The organism is Pseudomonas bharatica CSV86, from assembly GCF_000319305.2.
GTDB classification, from domain to species: domain Bacteria; phylum Pseudomonadota; class Gammaproteobacteria; order Pseudomonadales; family Pseudomonadaceae; genus Aquipseudomonas; species Aquipseudomonas bharatica.
Map to the genome: position 1 here is coordinate 1,235,586 of NZ_AMWJ02000002.1, position 15,726 is coordinate 1,251,311.

14 protein-coding genes and 2 pseudogenes are annotated in these 15,726 nt (G+C 62.8%); 4 read left to right on the plus strand and 12 right to left on the minus strand.

Annotation, left to right across the window (positions count from 1 at the left end; translation table 11 throughout):
- Positions 1–4: 4 nt before the first annotated feature.
- The gene (locus tag CSV86_RS19540; protein WP_009403611.1) at positions 5–547 is read right to left on the minus strand and encodes a YaeQ family protein; all 543 of its coding nucleotides are present in this window, start codon (positions 545–547) and stop codon (positions 5–7) included.
- Between the two features lie 152 nt (positions 548–699).
- Here CSV86_RS19540 and CSV86_RS19545 point away from each other — a divergent pair.
- Positions 700–1,898: pseudogene (locus tag CSV86_RS19545) on the plus strand (CaiB/BaiF CoA transferase family protein).
- A gap of 29 nt (positions 1,899–1,927) precedes the next feature.
- Complete coding sequence (locus CSV86_RS19550; RefSeq protein WP_009403607.1) at positions 1,928–2,770, plus strand: TIGR02285 family protein; 843 nt, start codon at positions 1,928–1,930, stop codon at positions 2,768–2,770.
- Positions 2,771–2,924: 154 nt separating this feature from the next.
- On the opposite strand, the gene CSV86_RS19555 is transcribed toward CSV86_RS19550, so the two are convergent.
- Together CSV86_RS19555 and CSV86_RS19560 are read right to left on the minus strand one after the other, a co-directional pair.
- A complete protein-coding gene (locus CSV86_RS19555; RefSeq protein ID WP_009403606.1) occupies positions 2,925–3,218 on the minus strand; it encodes a DUF3509 domain-containing protein in 294 nt (97 codons plus the stop codon).
- A 163-nt stretch (positions 3,219–3,381) separates the two neighbouring features.
- Complete coding sequence (locus CSV86_RS19560) at positions 3,382–4,602, minus strand: EAL domain-containing response regulator (RefSeq protein WP_009403604.1); 1,221 nt, start codon at positions 4,600–4,602, stop codon at positions 3,382–3,384.
- Between the two features lie 193 nt (positions 4,603–4,795).
- Between CSV86_RS19560 and CSV86_RS19565 the strand changes: the two genes are divergently transcribed.
- Entirely contained in the window at positions 4,796–4,972 is a 177-nt protein-coding gene (locus CSV86_RS19565; RefSeq protein WP_009403602.1) for a hypothetical protein, read from the plus strand.
- Positions 4,973–5,352: 380 nt separating this feature from the next.
- Here CSV86_RS19565 and thrC read toward each other — a convergent pair whose 3' ends face one another.
- The 4 genes from thrC to xerD form a co-directional block, all read right to left on the minus strand.
- Positions 5,353–6,762 (minus strand): threonine synthase, encoded by a 1,410-nt coding sequence (gene thrC, locus CSV86_RS19570; protein WP_009403601.1) that lies wholly within the window; start codon positions 6,760–6,762, stop codon positions 5,353–5,355.
- Positions 6,763–6,811: 49 nt separating this feature from the next.
- A complete protein-coding gene (locus CSV86_RS19575; RefSeq protein WP_009403600.1) occupies positions 6,812–8,116 on the minus strand; it encodes a homoserine dehydrogenase in 1,305 nt (434 codons plus the stop codon).
- A gap of 86 nt (positions 8,117–8,202) precedes the next feature.
- Positions 8,203–8,934 carry a bifunctional protein-disulfide isomerase/oxidoreductase DsbC gene (dsbC, locus tag CSV86_RS19580; RefSeq protein ID WP_009403598.1) on the minus strand — a complete coding sequence of 244 codons (732 nt, stop codon included), beginning with the start codon at positions 8,932–8,934 and terminating at the stop codon, positions 8,203–8,205.
- 140 nt (positions 8,935–9,074) lie between these two features.
- Complete coding sequence (gene xerD / locus CSV86_RS19585; RefSeq protein ID WP_009403596.1) at positions 9,075–9,971, minus strand: site-specific tyrosine recombinase XerD; 897 nt, start codon at positions 9,969–9,971, stop codon at positions 9,075–9,077.
- 78 nt (positions 9,972–10,049) lie between these two features.
- On the opposite strand from xerD, the pseudogene CSV86_RS19590 reads away from it, so the two are divergent.
- Positions 10,050–11,849: pseudogene (locus CSV86_RS19590) on the plus strand (cation:proton antiporter).
- 192 nt (positions 11,850–12,041) lie between these two features.
- On the opposite strand, the gene rplS reads toward CSV86_RS19590, so the two are convergent.
- From rplS to ffh, 5 genes are all read right to left on the minus strand, one after another.
- A complete protein-coding gene (rplS, locus tag CSV86_RS19595) occupies positions 12,042–12,392 on the minus strand; it encodes a 50S ribosomal protein L19 (protein WP_009403595.1) in 351 nt (116 codons plus the stop codon).
- A 41-nt stretch (positions 12,393–12,433) separates the two neighbouring features.
- On the minus strand, positions 12,434–13,186 hold the full coding sequence (gene trmD / locus CSV86_RS19600) for a tRNA (guanosine(37)-N1)-methyltransferase TrmD (RefSeq protein WP_009403594.1): 753 nt from the start codon (positions 13,184–13,186) through the stop codon (positions 12,434–12,436).
- Positions 13,187–13,189: 3 nt separating this feature from the next.
- Positions 13,190–13,726 (minus strand): ribosome maturation factor RimM, encoded by a 537-nt coding sequence (gene rimM, locus CSV86_RS19605; protein WP_009403593.1) that lies wholly within the window; start codon positions 13,724–13,726, stop codon positions 13,190–13,192.
- Between the two features lie 5 nt (positions 13,727–13,731).
- Positions 13,732–13,983: a 30S ribosomal protein S16 gene (gene rpsP, locus CSV86_RS19610; protein ID WP_009403592.1), complete on the minus strand. Its 252-nt coding sequence runs from the start codon at positions 13,981–13,983 to the stop codon at positions 13,732–13,734.
- A 238-nt stretch (positions 13,984–14,221) separates the two neighbouring features.
- Positions 14,222–15,598: a signal recognition particle protein gene (gene ffh, locus CSV86_RS19615; protein WP_009403590.1), complete on the minus strand. Its 1,377-nt coding sequence runs from the start codon at positions 15,596–15,598 to the stop codon at positions 14,222–14,224.
- Positions 15,599–15,726: the final 128 nt, after the last annotated feature.

The window sequence follows — 15,726 nt, forward strand, 5'->3', positions numbered from 1 at the left end:
TGGCTCAACCGCGCTCGCCCAGCAACCACTCCAGCTGCACTTCGTGCTGCCCGCGGTCGTCGGTGACGAAGACGGTGCCTTCGCTGATCATCACGTCCCACTTGATCGAGCGCGGCATGTCGGTGGCCAGGGTTTCCAGGACGTCCTGGGGCACGGCGGCGATATTCAGGTTCTTCAGGTTCTTCACCGCATCCACCACCTTGTTCTGCCACACGCGCAGGCTGCCGTAGGCCAGCAGGCTGGTGCGCTCGGTGCGGCGCGAGCACCAGGTCAGGCGCTCGGCGTCCGGCTGGCCGACCTCGATCCAGTGCAGGATGCGGTCATCCAGGCTCTTTTCCCACAATGCAGCTTCATCGACATCCGACAGACCGCGACCGAACGACAGGTTCTCGTTGTACCAGAGCGCGTAGGCCAGCAGGCGTACGGCCATGCGTTCCTCGGTTTCCGAAGGATGGCGGGCGATGGTCTGCTTGACGTTCTCGTAGACGCCACGGTCAAGGTCCGTGAGGTTCAGTTCGAATTTGTAGGTGGTGGACGGCTGGGCCATGGGGACGGGCTTCTGGTAACGGGGAAAGTCGAGCAGTCTAACCGATGCGGCGGCAATCGACGAAGCGCGGCCACGATCCTGCGCTGCAACAGTATCTGCGCCTGTCGCCCTGTGATAAAAACGAGCGCACCGTTCATTGCCCCGGATGCCCTATGTCGCTGCCCAGCAAACCCCTCGCCGGTCTGAAAGTCGTCGAACTCGGAACCTTGATCGCCGGCCCCTTCGCCTCGCGCATCTGCGCCGAATTCGGTGCCCAGGTCATCAAGGTCGAGTCGCCGGACGGCGGCGATCCGCTGCGCAAGTGGCGCAAGCTGTACGAAGGGACCTCGCTGTGGTGGTTCGTCCAGGCACGCAACAAGCAATCGCTGACCCTCAACCTCAAGCATCCCGAAGGCATTGCGATCCTCAAGCGCCTGCTCGCCGACGCCGACATCCTGATCGAGAACTTCCGCCCCGGTGTGCTGGAAAAGCTCGGCCTGGGCTGGGACGTGCTCAAGGCGCTGAACCCCGGGCTGGTGATGGTCCGCCTGTCCGGTTTCGGCCAGACCGGGCCGATGAAGGACCAGCCGGGCTTCGGCGCAGTGGGCGAGTCCATGGGCGGGCTGCGCTATATCACCGGGTTCGAGGACCGGCCGCCGGTACGCACCGGGATTTCCATCGGTGACTCCATCGCCGCCCTGTGGGGTGTGATCGGCGCCCTGATGGCCCTGCGACATCGCGAGGTCAACGGGGCGAAGGCCAGGTAGTGGACGTGGCACTGTACGAAGCCATCTTCGCCATGATGGAAAGCATGGTCCCGGAGTTCGATGTGTTTGGCTTCATCCGCGAGCGTACCGGCAACATCATGCCTGGCATCACACCGTCGTCCATCCATACCAGCGCCGACGGCAAGCACGTGCAGATCGGCGCCAACGGCGACGCCATCTTCAAGCGCTTCATGCTTGCCATTGGCCGCGCCGACCTGGCCGAGGATCCGACGCTGGCCAGCAACGATGGGCGCGATGCCCGGCGCGACGAGCTGTACGGGGTAATCGACCGCTGGGCCAACAGCGTGCCGCTGGAACAGCTGATGCGCACCCTCAACGACGCCGAAGTGCCCGCCAGCCGCATCTATAGCGCCGAAGACATGTTCAGCGACCCGCAGTACCTCGCTCGCGAAATGTTCCTGCAGGCGAAGCTGCCCGACGGCAAGCCCTTCAGGATGCCGGGCATCGTGCCCAAGTTGTCCGATACACCGGGCTCCAGCGAATGGGTGGGACCGACGCTCGGCGAGCACACCGACCAGTTGCTCGCCGGCCTGGGCTACGATCCGGCCGCGATCGGCGCGCTGCGCGAGCAGGGTGCCATCTGAAAGCGCTGCTACGCAGTACCGGCCTCGGCTTGCTGCTCGTGGCATTGCTGGGAATTTCCGGTGTGATCGAAGCCAGGGAGCGCCTGACCTGGCTGTTGCGCGACCTGCCGCCCTTGACCATCTTCGAAGGTTCGCAAAAGGGCCAGGGCGCGGTGGATCAACTGCTCGCCCGGTTGATCGAGCAAATGCCCGAATACGACCACAGCATCCTGCGGGTCAACCGGGCTCGCGCCATGCAGATGCTCGCAGAGCCCAGCTTCACCTGCGACCCGACCCTGCTATGGACCCCGGAGCGGGCGAAATTCATTTATTTCTCGGTGCCGAGCATGGGTACCCTGAGCAACGGCCTGATCGTGCGCAAGCAGGATGCGGCAATGGTCGAGCCGTTCCTGGTGGACGGCAAGGTCGATCTGCAGCGCCTGCTGGCCAGCGGCTCGTCGCGCCTGGGCATGGTTGCCGAACGTAGCTACAGCCCGCCGGTGGACATGCTGCTCAAGGCCGCCCCGCCCGCCACCCTGACCGCGCACTACGGCAACGACGCGATGCGCAGCCTGCTGCAGATGCAGCATCTGGGGCGCCTGAAGTGGTTGCTGGGGTATTGGACGGAAGTACGCTACCTCAGTGTCGAGTCGGACCAGCCGCTGGACGACCTGGCCTTCTATCCGATCCAGGGCATGGCCCAGTACCAGTTCATCCATGTTGGCTGCTCGGATACCCCGCAAGGACGCGAGGCCGTCAGCCATATCGACCGCTTGTTGCTGGAGATGCGCGAACAACGCCTGCCACCGCTGTACGCCGCATGGCTCGACGAACAGACCCGCAAGGCCTACCTGGAGGACGCGCGGCATTTCTTCGTCGAAGACCATCCGTAGCAGCAAAAAAGAAACCCCGAACGGTGGGGAGCCCGATCGGGGTTAAACGCTGGCCCTTGGATGGCCTTGCGTAGAGGCGGTGCGCAGGCATCGGAGCAAAATGCCAGTTCGCCACCTGTATAACGTCTGAGTGTCGTCTGCGCCAAAGGTTCCCTTACAGGCTGGCCGACAACTCGCGCCCCTGCCGGGCATGCTGCCAGGCGGCGATCACGCAGGGCTGCAAGCGCCCTTCGGCGATGCGCAGGTCACGCTGCAGGCCGTCTACCAGGTCCACCAGCAGGCGCTGGTCCTGCAGCTGGCCGGCCGGTGTGGTGCGCTGCAAAACCTGAAAACCATTCTCGTCACGCAACGACAGCGTGAAATTGCCCGTCCCCAGGGGCTCCAGGATGACCTGATAAGGTGCCAATGCTTCATTGAGCAACAAGCTGACAGATTCCATCTTGTTCACTTAATCACCTCGTTAGAACCAAGTGGTCTTTGACTGACCCCGCCAATCTCGAAAAAGTTCGACACCACGGGCTTTCACCGGGGGATTCACGGGAGCATGCCCGGCAAAGATGACAGCTTGAACATGTCCTCCCTTGCAGCAATATCAAAAAGCCATCAACGATTCAAGCCACGCCTTGCTGGCCATTGGTCGAAGGCTCGCGGGCATCGATCCATTGGAGCAATTCGCCGCCAGACATCGGCCAGGCGATGAAACCGCCCTGCAGGCAGGAACCGCCAAGCCCCTGTGCGGCGTGCCAGTCGGCCAGGGTGTCGACATCCTCCACCACCACGTCCAGTGCGCTGCGCCGGGCCAGGATCAAGGCCGAGGCCACCACGGCTGCCTTCTTGCCATCCTCGGCCATGCCACGGACGAACTCCCCGGGAAGCTTCACCTCGCTGAGCGGCAGGTCGAACAGTTGCCGGAGGTTGGCGGCACCACGGCCGAAGCCGTCCAGGCACAATTTGCAGCCGAGCTGGCGCAGGTCCGCCAGGCGTTGCAAGTGCACCGCATCGAGATCGGCGCAGTGGGATTCGGCGAGTTCGAGGGTCAAGGCACTGGCCGGCAGTCGATGCTGCAGCAGCATGGCGCGCAAGCGTTCGGCGAACGTATCGTCGAGCAGGCTCGGCGTAGGCAGGTTCACCGCCACCGGCATCGGGCGCCGGTCTTCCAGGCGGATCGCCGCGCTGAGTGCCACGGCCTTTTCCAGCACATGCCAGGTCAGCATTTCCAGCAGCCCGGCGCCCTGCAGCGCGACGAAGAACTGGCCCGGGGTGAGCGAGCCCAGGGTCGGATGCTGCCAGCGTACCGAGGCTTCGACACCCAACAGGATGCCCTCTTTGTCGACCTTGGGTTGGTAGCGGACTTTCCACTGCCCCCGGGAATGGGCCAGCTGTTCCGGGGAAAGCCGGTTCAGTTCGAAGATTCGCGCAGTAGCTTCGGGCGCGGGCGGTTCGCCGATGCGTTCCATGTAATCACTGAGCAAGCGATGCAGCAGCGCCCCGCTGGCCGGTTTCTGCACACAGCCTAGCAGGCGCAGGCCGAGTTGAGGGGCAAGTTCGGCAATGTTGTCGAGCAGCGCCGGCTCGGCGTCGCTGAGCACGATCACTGCCGCAGCCAGTCGGTTTTGCGCCAGGTAGCGGATCAGCGCCAGGCCGTCCGGGCCGTCCATGTACAGGTCGCAGATCGCCACGTCTACCGGACCACGGCGCTCCAGCATCTGCATGGCCGCCGCAACCGACTCGGCGACAAGCACATCGAACACGCCATTGGCATTGAGCATCTGGTGCAGGGCCATGAGCTGAAAGGGATGGTCTTCGAGGATCAGGACCTTGAGCGAGTGCATTGGGCAGGCCTCCGTGATGGCACGAAGCTGCGACTCTAGGGAAAGTGTGCGAGGCGACCTATAGGAAAAATCCGAAAGAACGGTGAATATTTCCGACTAGGGATCTGACGGTAGATCAGGAAATGGCTGCCTTGTGCGCTTGGTATCTGCGGCGGCAGGATTGTTGGTGTATGCAAGCCCAGGGAGCCTTTCAATGACGATCAACCCGATCCGTACCGATGACGATTTGCGCGCTGCACTGGAACGGCTTGAAGCCATTTATCAGGCGGAGCGTGAAACGCCCGAAGCCATTGAAATGGAGGCGTTGGTGGCTGCGATCAGTGTGTATGAAAGCGAGCACTACTTACTGGCTGATCGCAGGATTACGTAGGAGCGTCTGCCATCGGCCCGAGATGTGTAGATACCCATGCTCATCGCTGGCAAGCCAGCTCCCACAGGTTTCTCGGCCAGCCGTAGATTTTGTGTTCGACACGGTCACTGTGGGAGCTGGCTTGCCAGCGATTGCGGTGGTGCGGCTACGAGAGTAATCGCGGGTGCCCCCCACAGGGTACGCGTTGTGCCTTGGAACTGTTCTCTGTACGACAGCGCAGCCCGAAAGGCTGGGCGGACTCCCACAGGTCCTGTGAATGCCGCACCTTGTGTGACTGGCTTGCCGGACCGCTGCACCGCAGTGATGAGGCCAGCGATTTGCCGGCACTCACGCATTAAAAAGCCCGTCACTGAGGACGGGCTTTCTTCACCGCGTACCGCTTACAGCGGCTTGCCACGATTGCCGTGCTGACTTACGAACGCCTGGACCTTGCCCAGGTCATTGGCCAGTACGGTGCACTTTTCCTCCCGCGAGAACAGGTCTGCCAGGTGCGCTGGCAGTTCCAGTGCCTTGCCGACACCGGCCTTTTCCACCGCTTCCGGGAATTTGACCGGATGCGCGGTGCCGAGCACCACCATTGGGGTGTCCAGGCTGCGGCGGCATTCGCGGGCGGCCTTGACGCCAATGGCGGTGTGCGGGTCCAGCACTTCGCCAGTCTGGGCGAAGACTTCGGCGATGGTTTCGCAGGTCTGTGCGTCGTCCACGGCCAGGGAGTCGAACAGCTTGCGCGCTTCGGTCCAGCGATCCTGCTCGACGCTGAAGCCGCCACCCTGCTTGAAGCTGGCCATCAGTTCGGCGATCGCCGCGCCGTTGCGGCCGTGCAGGTCGAACAGCAGGCGCTCGAAGTTCGAGGAAACCATGATGTCCATGGACGGCGACAGGGTCGCGTGCAGGGTTTCCTTGACGTACTGGTTGCCGCTCATGAAGCGGTGCAGGATGTCGTTGCGGTTGGTGGCGACGATCAGTTGGCTGATCGGCAGGCCCATGTTGCGCGCCAGGTAGCCGGCGAAGATGTCGCCGAAGTTGCCGGTCGGCACCGAAAACGCCACGGAACGGGCCGGGCCGCCGAGCTGCAGGGCCGCGTGGAAGTAGTAGACGATCTGGGCCATGATCCGCGCCCAGTTGATCGAGTTGACCGCCACCAGGCGAGTGCCCTTGAGGAAGCCCTGGTCGGCGAAGCTGGCCTTGACCATTTCCTGGCAGTCGTCGAAGTTGCCTTCGATGGCGATGTTATGGATGTTCTCGCCCATGATGGTGGTCATCTGGCGGCGCTGCACTTCCGACACACGCTGGTGCGGGTGGAGGATGAAGATGTCGACGTTGTCGCAGCGACGGCAGCCTTCGATGGCCGCAGAACCGGTGTCGCCGCTGGTGGCACCGATGATCACCACGCGCTCGCCGCGCTTGGCCAGGACGTGGTCCAGCAGGCGGCCGAGCAGTTGCAGGGCGAAGTCCTTGAACGCCAGGGTCGGGCCGTGGAACAGCTCGAGCACCCACTCGTTGCTGTTCAACTGGCGCAGCGGTGCCACTGCGGCGTGGGCGAACTCGCCGTAGGTTTCTTCGAGGATCTTCTTGAAATCGGCATCGGCGATGCTGCCGGTAACGAACGGACGCATCACCCGGAACGCCAGCTCGTGGTACGGCAGGCCGGCCCAGGAAGCGATCTCTTCCTGGGTGAAGCGCGGAAGGTTTTCCGGAACGTAGAGGCCACCGTCACTGGCGAGGCCCGCCAGCAGGACGTCTTCGAAATTCAGGGCAGGAGCCTGGCCACGGGTACTGATATAGCGCATTTGGGCAAACCTATGATTCAAGCGGCGGGCCTCGGCCCGCCGCAGACGATTAATTGAGCTGTTCGACGCGGATCCGCACGACCTTGCCGACCACATCCTGCAGGGCTTCCAGGGCGACGATGGCATCGTTCATGCGCTGTTCCTGCACCTCGTGGGTAAGCAGGATCATCGGTACCAGGCCGTCCTGTTCCTCGACGTCCTTCTGCATGATCGATTCGATGTTGATGCCACGCTCGGAGAGGATGCTCGCTACCTGCGCCAGTACGCCCGGGTGGTCCTTGGCCTGGATGCGCAGGTAGTACGCGGTCTGGCAGGCTTCGATCGGCAGGATCGGGTGGGCGGACAGCGAGTCCGGCTGGAAGGCCAGGTGCGGTACGCGGTTTTCCGGGTCGGAGGTCATGGCGCGAACCACGTCCACCAGGTCGGCGACCACCGAGGAAGCGGTTGGCTCCATGCCGGCGCCGGCACCGTAGAACAGGGTCGAACCCGCGGCGTCGCCGTTGACCATCACTGCGTTCATCACGCCGTTGACGTTGGCGATCAGGCGGTCGGCCGGGATCAGGGTCGGGTGCACCCGCAGCTCGATGCCGGCGGCGGTGCTGCGCGCAACGCCGAGGTGCTTGATGCGGTAGCCCAGGGCTTCGGCGTAGTTCACGTCGGCGGTGGTCAGCTGGGTGATGCCTTCGGTGTAGGCCTTGTCGAACTGCAGCGGGATGCCGAAGGCGATGGACGCGAGGATGGTCAGCTTGTGCGCGGCATCGATGCCTTCGACGTCGAAGGTCGGGTCGGCTTCGGCGTAACCCAGGGCCTGGGCTTCGGCCAGCACGTCAGGGAAGGTACGGCCCTTCTCGCGCATCTCGGTAAGGATGAAGTTGCCGGTGCCGTTGATGATGCCGGCAACCCAGTTGATGCGGTTGGCCGACAGGCCTTCGCGGATCGCCTTGATCACCGGGATGCCGCCGGCCACGGCCGCCTCGAAGGCGACGATGACGCCCTTCTCGCGGGCGCGGGCGAAGATTTCGTTGCCGTGCACCGCGATCAACGCCTTGTTCGCGGTGACCACGTGCTTGCCATTGTCGATGGCCTTGAGCACCAGGTCGCGGGCCACGGTGTAGCCGCCAATCAGTTCAATGACGATATCGATATCGGGGTTGCTCGCTACCTCGAACACGTCAGCGGTAATGGGGGTACCGGTAATCTGGCAGTTCGGGTTGGGCGAACGCATGGCAATCTGTGCCACTTCGATTCCACGCCCGGCGCGGCGGGCGATTTCCTCGGCGTTACGCTTAAGTACATTGAAGGTTCCGCCACCGACGGTCCCCAACCCACAGATGCCTACTTTGACCGGTTTCACTGTGAACTCCCCATTGAACGGCCAGCCCCTCGGCCAGCCGTGAAAAAAGCCGTCTCCCCATGAAGACGGCCCACTGATTGATTACATTACTTGGCGCCGGCCAGGGCCAGCGCGGCCACTTGCTTGGCCGGCTGGTAGCCCGGGATCACCTGGCCATCCTCGAGGACGATGGCCGGGGTGCCGTTGACACCGATCGACTGGCCCATGGCGAACTGCTTGCTCACCGGGTTCTCGCACTTGGCGGCCTTGATTTCCTTGCCGCCGATCATCTTGTCGAGGGCCGAGTTGCGGTCCTTGGAACACCAGACCGCCTGCAGCTGTTCATCACCCGGCGAGCCGAGGCCCTGGCGCGGGAAGGCGACATAGCGCACTTCGACACCGAGCCTGTTCAGTTCGGCGACTTCTTCGTGCAGCTTGTGGCAATACGGGCAGGTGGTGTCGGTAAAGACGGTGATATGCGACTTGGCCTGGCCCTTGGCCGGATAGACCACCATGTCAGAGGTCGGAATGCCGTTGATGGTCTTGGCGATGCCGGCACGCTCGGACTTCTCGGTGAGGTTCACCGGCTGGCCGTCCTTCACCTCGTACAGGTTGCCCTGCACCACATACTGGCCGTTAGCACTGGCATACAGGACGCGACCGCCCTGCAGCTTGACTTCGTACAGGCCGTTGAACGGGCTCTTTTCGATGCTCTCCACCGGGATGTCGGCAGCCAGCGACTTCAGCGTTTCGCGAATCGCCTTGTCGGCCTCGTCGGCCACGGCGAACGAGGTGACCAGCGCCAGGGCGGCGGCCGCGAGGGTCTGGATCAAGCGCATGAGGGGAAAACTCCTTGCATAGGACCGGAATAGGGACGCCCGTGCTGAAAACGCGGGATTTCGCCGGCCCAGGACGTGAACATTGGAAGACTACCACATTCACTGCCCTGTACACGGGCCGTCGAGAAGCCGAATAGCGGCTAGCCCCGTGGATGATGACGGGCATGCAGCTCCTGCAGGCGGGCCTTGGCGACATGGGTATAGATCTGGGTGGTGGAGAGATCGCTATGGCCGAGGAGCATCTGCACCACCCTCAGGTCGGCGCCGTGGTTGAGCAGGTGAGTGGCAAAGGCGTGGCGCAGGGTGTGCGGCGACAGCGTCTTGCCGATACCGGCGACTTTCGCGTGGTGCTTGATACGGTGCCAGAAGGTCTGGCGAGTCATCTGCTCGCCCCGCTGGCTGGGAAACAGCACATCACTGGGCTGCCCCTTGAGCAGGTCGGCCCGCCCATCGCGCAGGTAGCGCTCGATCCACAGCACCGCCTCCTCGCCCATGGGTACCAGGCGCTCCTTGCTGCCCTTGCCCATCACCCGCAGCACGCCCTGGCGCAGGTTGATCTGGTCGAGGGTCAGGCTGACCAGTTCGGTTACCCGCAGGCCACAGGCATACAGCACCTCGAGCATGGCGCGGTCGCGCTGGCCGATGGCTTCGCTGAGATCCGGGGCCCGCAACAGGGCTTCCACATCCGCTTCGGACAGGGACTTGGGCAATGGTCGCCCCAACTGCGGCATGTCCACCTGCAGGGTCGGATCGACCTCTATCAGCTTTTCCCGCAGCAGATAACGATAGAAACCACGCGCACCGGAGAGGAAACGCGCCGTGGAACGGGGCTTGTACCCCTGGTCCAGGCGCCATGCCAGGTGATCGAGGATCAGCTCGCGGCCCGCGTCTGGCAGGGCGATGCCCTTGTCCTGCAACCAGCCGTTAAACAGGGCGAGGTCGCTGCGATAGGAGGCACGGGTGTTGTCTGAAAGGCCTTTCTCGAGCCACAAGGCATCGAGGAACTGGTCGATCAGGGGATGGTCGATGGCGGGCATGACAACTCGGAAAACACAGGATGAAAACGCTGAAAGACCGCTAGTCTTCCATAACCATGCCGGCATAGGGAAATCCGAATGAGCGAGCAACAGATCCTGCTGACGTTTGGCGGCATAGGGCTGGCGGCACTGGGCTGCCAGTGGCTGGCCTGGCGCCTGAAGCTGCCGGCGATCCTCTTTCTCCTGCTTGGCGGCATCCTTGTCGGTCCGGTGCTGGGCTGGCTCGATCCGCAGGCCATGTTCGGCCCGTTGCTGATGCCGCTGGTATCCCTGGCGGTGGCTTTGATCCTGTTCGAGGGCAGCCTGACCCTGCACCTCTCGCAATGGCGCGATATCGGCGCCGTCGTGCAGCGCATGGTGACCCTCGGGGCACTGGCGACCTGGATCGTCATCGCCCTGGCCACCCACTGGCTGCTGGGTTTCGACTGGCCGCTGGCGGTGCTGTTCGGCACCCTTACCCTGGTCACCGGTCCGACGGTGATCGTACCCATGCTGCGGGTAGTGCGTCCCAAGGCGACCATCGCCAATATCCTGCGCTGGGAAGGAATCGTCATCGACCCGATCGGCGCACTGCTGGCCGTGGTGGTGTACAGCTTCATCATTGCCAGCGCCGCCGACGAAGGCCTGAGCCAGAGCCTGAAGACCTTCGCCGGGGTGCTGTTCTGCGGTTGCGCCTTTGGCGCGGCGGGTGGCTGGTTGCTCGGTCAGGTGATGCGCGAACAATGGCTGCCGGAATACCTGCACAACCTGGCTTCGCTGGCGGCGGTGCTGGGAATTTTCGTCGCGGCCAACCAGGTCATGGCCGAATCCGGGCTGCTGGCGGTCACGGTCATGGGCATGTGGCTGGCCAATATGAAAGGCGTGGATGTGCGGCAGATCCTGCATTTCAAGGAAAACCTCAGCGTGCTGTTGATTTCCGGGCTGTTCATCCTGCTGGCAGCGCGTCTCGACCTGAACGCCCTGCTCGGTCTTGGCCCCGCAGTGCTGGCTCTACTGCTGGTCATCCAGTTGATTGCCCGGCCGCTGAATGTCGCCCTTTCGACCTGGGGGTCGCCGCTGACCTGGCGGGAGCGCGCTTTGCTGGCCTGGGTCGCGCCGCGGGGCATAGTCGCTGCTGCCGTGTCGGCGATCTTCGCCATCCGCCTGGATGAAGCCGGGCATGAAGGCGCCCTGCTCCTGGTGCCACTGACCTTCGCCGTGATCATCGGCACTGTGGTCCTGCAAAGTGCTACCGCACGTCCCCTGGCGCGCCTGCTGAAAGTGGCGGACCCGGCGCCCAGCGGTTTCCTCATCGTCGGCGCCAACCCGCCGGCGCGGGCCATCGGCAAGGCGTTGCAGGAGATGGGCTGCCGGGTACTGCTGACCGACTCCAGCTGGGAGAACATCTGCGCGGCGCGCATGGACGGGCTACCGACCTATTTCGGCAACCCGGCGTCACAACATGCTGAAGTCCACCTGGATCTGGTCGGCCTCGGGCATCTGCTCGGGCTGTCCTCCGCCGGCGAGCTGAATGCGCTGGCGTGCATGCGCTTCCGTCATGAGTTCGGCCCGCAACGCCTGTTCGCCCTGGCCAGCGGCCTTGAGGTCAGGCGCAGCGACAAGCACCGTGCCAGTCACTAACACCGTGGCGAGGCCCTGGGCAGCCAGGCACTGACCTATGTGCAACTGGCCAACCAGTTGCACCAGGGCGCCGAGCTATACAGCACGCACCTTACCGAGGCATTTGGCTGGGAGGCCTATCAAGCGTTGCATGGCGAGCGAGCGACGCTGTTGTTCGCCCGTGATGCCCAGGGCTGGGTGCATGTGTTCAGCCCGGACAGCCAGCCCAGGCCGGGAACCGGCTGGACATTGCTGGCGTTGATCCAGCCTCGGGACTGAGACGGGCTCAGAAGCCGGGCAATACCAAGGAGCGACGCGGCCCCTGTGGGAGCTGGCTTGCCAGCGATAGCTATGGTGAATTCACTAGAGCTATCGCTGGCAAGCCAGCTCCCACAGGGGCCGTGGCGATCTTGAAAATGCAAAAAGGGCAGCCCGAGGGCTGCCCTTTCTTTCGCAAAGGTCGGACTGGACTCAGGCCAGTTTTTCCTTGATGCGAGCTGCTTTACCGGACAGGTCACGCAGGTAGTACAGCTTGGCTTTACGCACGTCACCACGACGTTTCACGGCCAGGCTGTCGATTTGCGGGCTGTAGGTCTGGAAAGTACGCTCAACGCCAACACCGTTGGAGATCTTGCGAACGGTGAACGCGCTGTTCAGACCACGGTTGCGCTTGGCGATTACAACGCCTTCGAACGCCTGCAGACGGGAACGATCGCCTTCCTTCACTTTCACCTGAACGACGATGGTGTCGCCCGGGGCAAAGGTAGGGATCTCTTTGCTCATCTGCTCAGCTTCGATCTGCTGAATGATTTTGTTGGTCATCTTGTGCTCCTAAGGCAAATCACGGATTTACCATCGATACGTTAACTATCGTCCCGCTCGCGGATGTATTCCTCGAGCAGCTTCTTCTCTTCTCCAGAAAGTGAGCGACTTTCCAGAAGATCGGCGCGTCGTTCCCAGGTCCGCCCAAGGGACTGCTGCAAACGCCAACGCCGGATGTGTGCATGGTTGCCACTGAGCAACACGTCGGGTACACGCTGATCCGCATACACCTCGGGTCGGGTGTAGTGCGGGCAATCCAGCAGACCGTCGGTGAAGGAATCCTCCTCCGCCGAGTCCACATGCCCTAAAGCTCCGGGCAGCAGCCGCGTAACCGCATCGATCAGGACCATCGCCGGCAGCTCGCCGCCAGACAGTACATAGTCGCCAATCGACCACTCTTCATCGACATGAGCCTCGATAAAGCGCTCGTCGATGCCTTCGTAACGACCGGCAATCAGAATCAACGATTCATGGGTTGCCAGGTCCTTGACCGCCGACTGGTTCAGCTTGCGGCCTTGTGGCGAGAGGTAGATCACCTTCGCCGCTCCTCCGGTTGCCTGCCTGGCCTCGACCAGGGCGTCTTCCAGAGGCTTGATCTTCATCACCATGCCCGGACCACCGCCAAAAGGCCGATCATCCACCGTGTGGTGACGATCCGTGGTGTAGTCCCGCGGGTTCCAGCAGGTCAGTTGCAACAACCCCTGTTTCACCGCGCGGCTGGTAATGCCGTACTCACTGATGGCCGAGAACATCTCGGGGAACAACGTGATGACTTCTACGCGCAGGCTCGCCATCGCTTAGAAATCCGCATCCCATTCGACCCTCATCTCACCCGCCGCCAGGTCGATTGCCAACACGCACTGCCGGGTATAAGGCAGTAGCCGTTCACGATCATCCAGGCTGCCAGCACAGGGCTTGACCACCATTACATCGTTCGCGCCGGTCTCCAACAGGTGATCAACCTTGCCGAACAGTTGTCCGTCCTGGTTGATGACACTCAGGCCCACGAGCTGGTACCAGTAGTACTCGTCGTTGGCCAGGTTGGGCAAAAGGCTTCTCGAGATACAGATCTCGAAACCGCTCAGAAGACGTGCTTCGTCGCGATCGTCCAGCCCCTTGAGCTTGGCGACCAGATCCTTTTGACCGGATCGGCCCTTGACCAGCTCTACCTGCTTGACCACGCCTTCGCGCCGAAGCGTCCAGTGGCGGTACTGCAACAGGTTGTCGATCGGATCGGTAAAGGAAAACACCTTCACCTCGCCGCGAACGCCGTGTACCGAAAAAATCTTGCCGACGACGATCAGGTCGTCCGCATTTTCTGGCGTCGCGTTCATATTGCTCAGGCAGCGGCCTTGGCAGCTTCCTTCAGCAGCTGAGCAACGCGCTCAGACGGCTGGGCACCTTGAGACAGCCAGTAGGTGGCACGCTCCTGGTTTACGGACAGCTTGACTTCTGCGCCCGAAGCAATCGGGTTGAAGAAGCCGATACGCTCAACGAAACGACCGTCGCGCGCATTGCGGCTGTTGGTCACGGTGAGGTGGTAGAATGGGCGCTTTTTGGAGCCGCCACGGGCAAGACGGATGGTTACCATGTGAACATCGTTCCTGTAGTCGGTGCTGCAAATCTATAGGCCAAACGGGTACGGGTACCCGAAAGGCCGCATATTCTCAAGGAATACACGGGCTTTTGCAAATGCCTTTTTTCTGGAAAACGCCTGCCTGTCATACAGATCTGCAATGAAGCCACTCTTCATAGAGATGGCCATGTCCCCGCCGCGAGGCGGGTTCCGGGCGCGGCCCCGGTAATCGAGGCCGCACCGCGAATCGGGTTTACAGCTTGGGCATGCCGCCGCCGGGCATCATGCCGCCCAGGCCGCGCATCATCTTGGCCATGCCGCCCTTGGCAGAAAACTTCTTCATCATCTTCTGCATCTGCTTGTGCTGCTTGATGAGGCGGCCGATGTCCTGCACCTGGGTGCCGGAACCGATGGCGATCCGGCGCTTGCGCGAACCGCTGATCAGGTCAGGGTCACGGCGCTCGGCCGGGGTCATCGAGTTGATGATCGCTTCCATCTGCTTGAACTGCTTCTCGGCCGCCCCCTGGGCGTTGCCCATCTGCGCCAGGTTGACCCCACCGATGCTCGGCAGCTTGTCCATCAGGCCGCCGAGGCCGCCCATGTTCTTCATCTGTTGCAGCTGGTCGCGGAAGTCCTCGAGATCGAAGCCCTTGCCCTTCTTCAGCTTCTTGGCCAGCTTGTCGGCCTTGGCCTTGTCGATGTTCTGCTCGGCCTGCTCGATCAGGCTGAGCACGTCGCCCATGCCGAGGATGCGCGAGGCGATACGGTCCGGGTGGAACGGCTCCAGGGCCTCGGTCTTCTCGCCCATGCCGATGAACTTGATCGGCTTGCCGGTGATGGCACGCACCGACAGGGCGGCACCGCCACGGGCGTCACCGTCGACCTTGGTCAGCACCACGCCGGTCAACGGCAGGGCATCGCCGAAGGCCTTAGCCGTGTTGGCAGCGTCCTGGCCGGTCATGGCGTCGACCACGAACAGGGTCTCGACCGGCTTGACCGCAGCGTGCAGGTCCTTGATCTCGGTCATCATGTCGGCGTCGATATGCAGACGGCCGGCGGTGTCGACGATGACCACGTCGATGAATTTCAGCTTGGCTTCACGGATCGCCGCTTCGGCGATGGCCACGGGCTTCTGGCTGATGTCGGACGGGAAGAAGGTCACGCCGATGTCGTTGGCCAGGGTTTCCAGCTGCTTGATCGCTGCAGGGCGATAGACGTCGGCAGAGACGACCATGACGGTCTTCTTCTTGCGTTCCTTGAGGAAGCGCGCCAGCTTGCCGGCGGTGGTGGTCTTGCCCGCACCCTGCAGACCGGCCATCAGCACCACGGCAGGCGGCGCGGCGTTCAGGCTCAGGTCCTCGTTGGCCGCGCCCATCAGTTCTTCGAGTTCGGCCTGGACGATCTTCACGAAGGCCTGGCCCGGGGTCAGGCTGCGGGAAACCTCGGTACCGACCGCACGCTCCTTGACCTTGTTGACGAAATCCTTGACCACCGGCAGGGCGACGTCGGCCTCGAGCAACGCCATGCGCACTTCACGCAGGGTGTCTTTGATGTTGTCTTCGTTCAGCTTGGCCTTGCCGGTGACATGGCGCAGCGTCTGTGACAGACGATCGGTCAGGTTTTCAAACATGGGGATCCTTTCAGGCTCTGTGGAACCGGGGTTTAGCCAGCCGTGGGCACGGACAGGGGCGCGATTATAGCGAAGACTCGCGCCAGCGCACACCATGGTGCAGGACCGGAGCGCACCGACCGTCTACC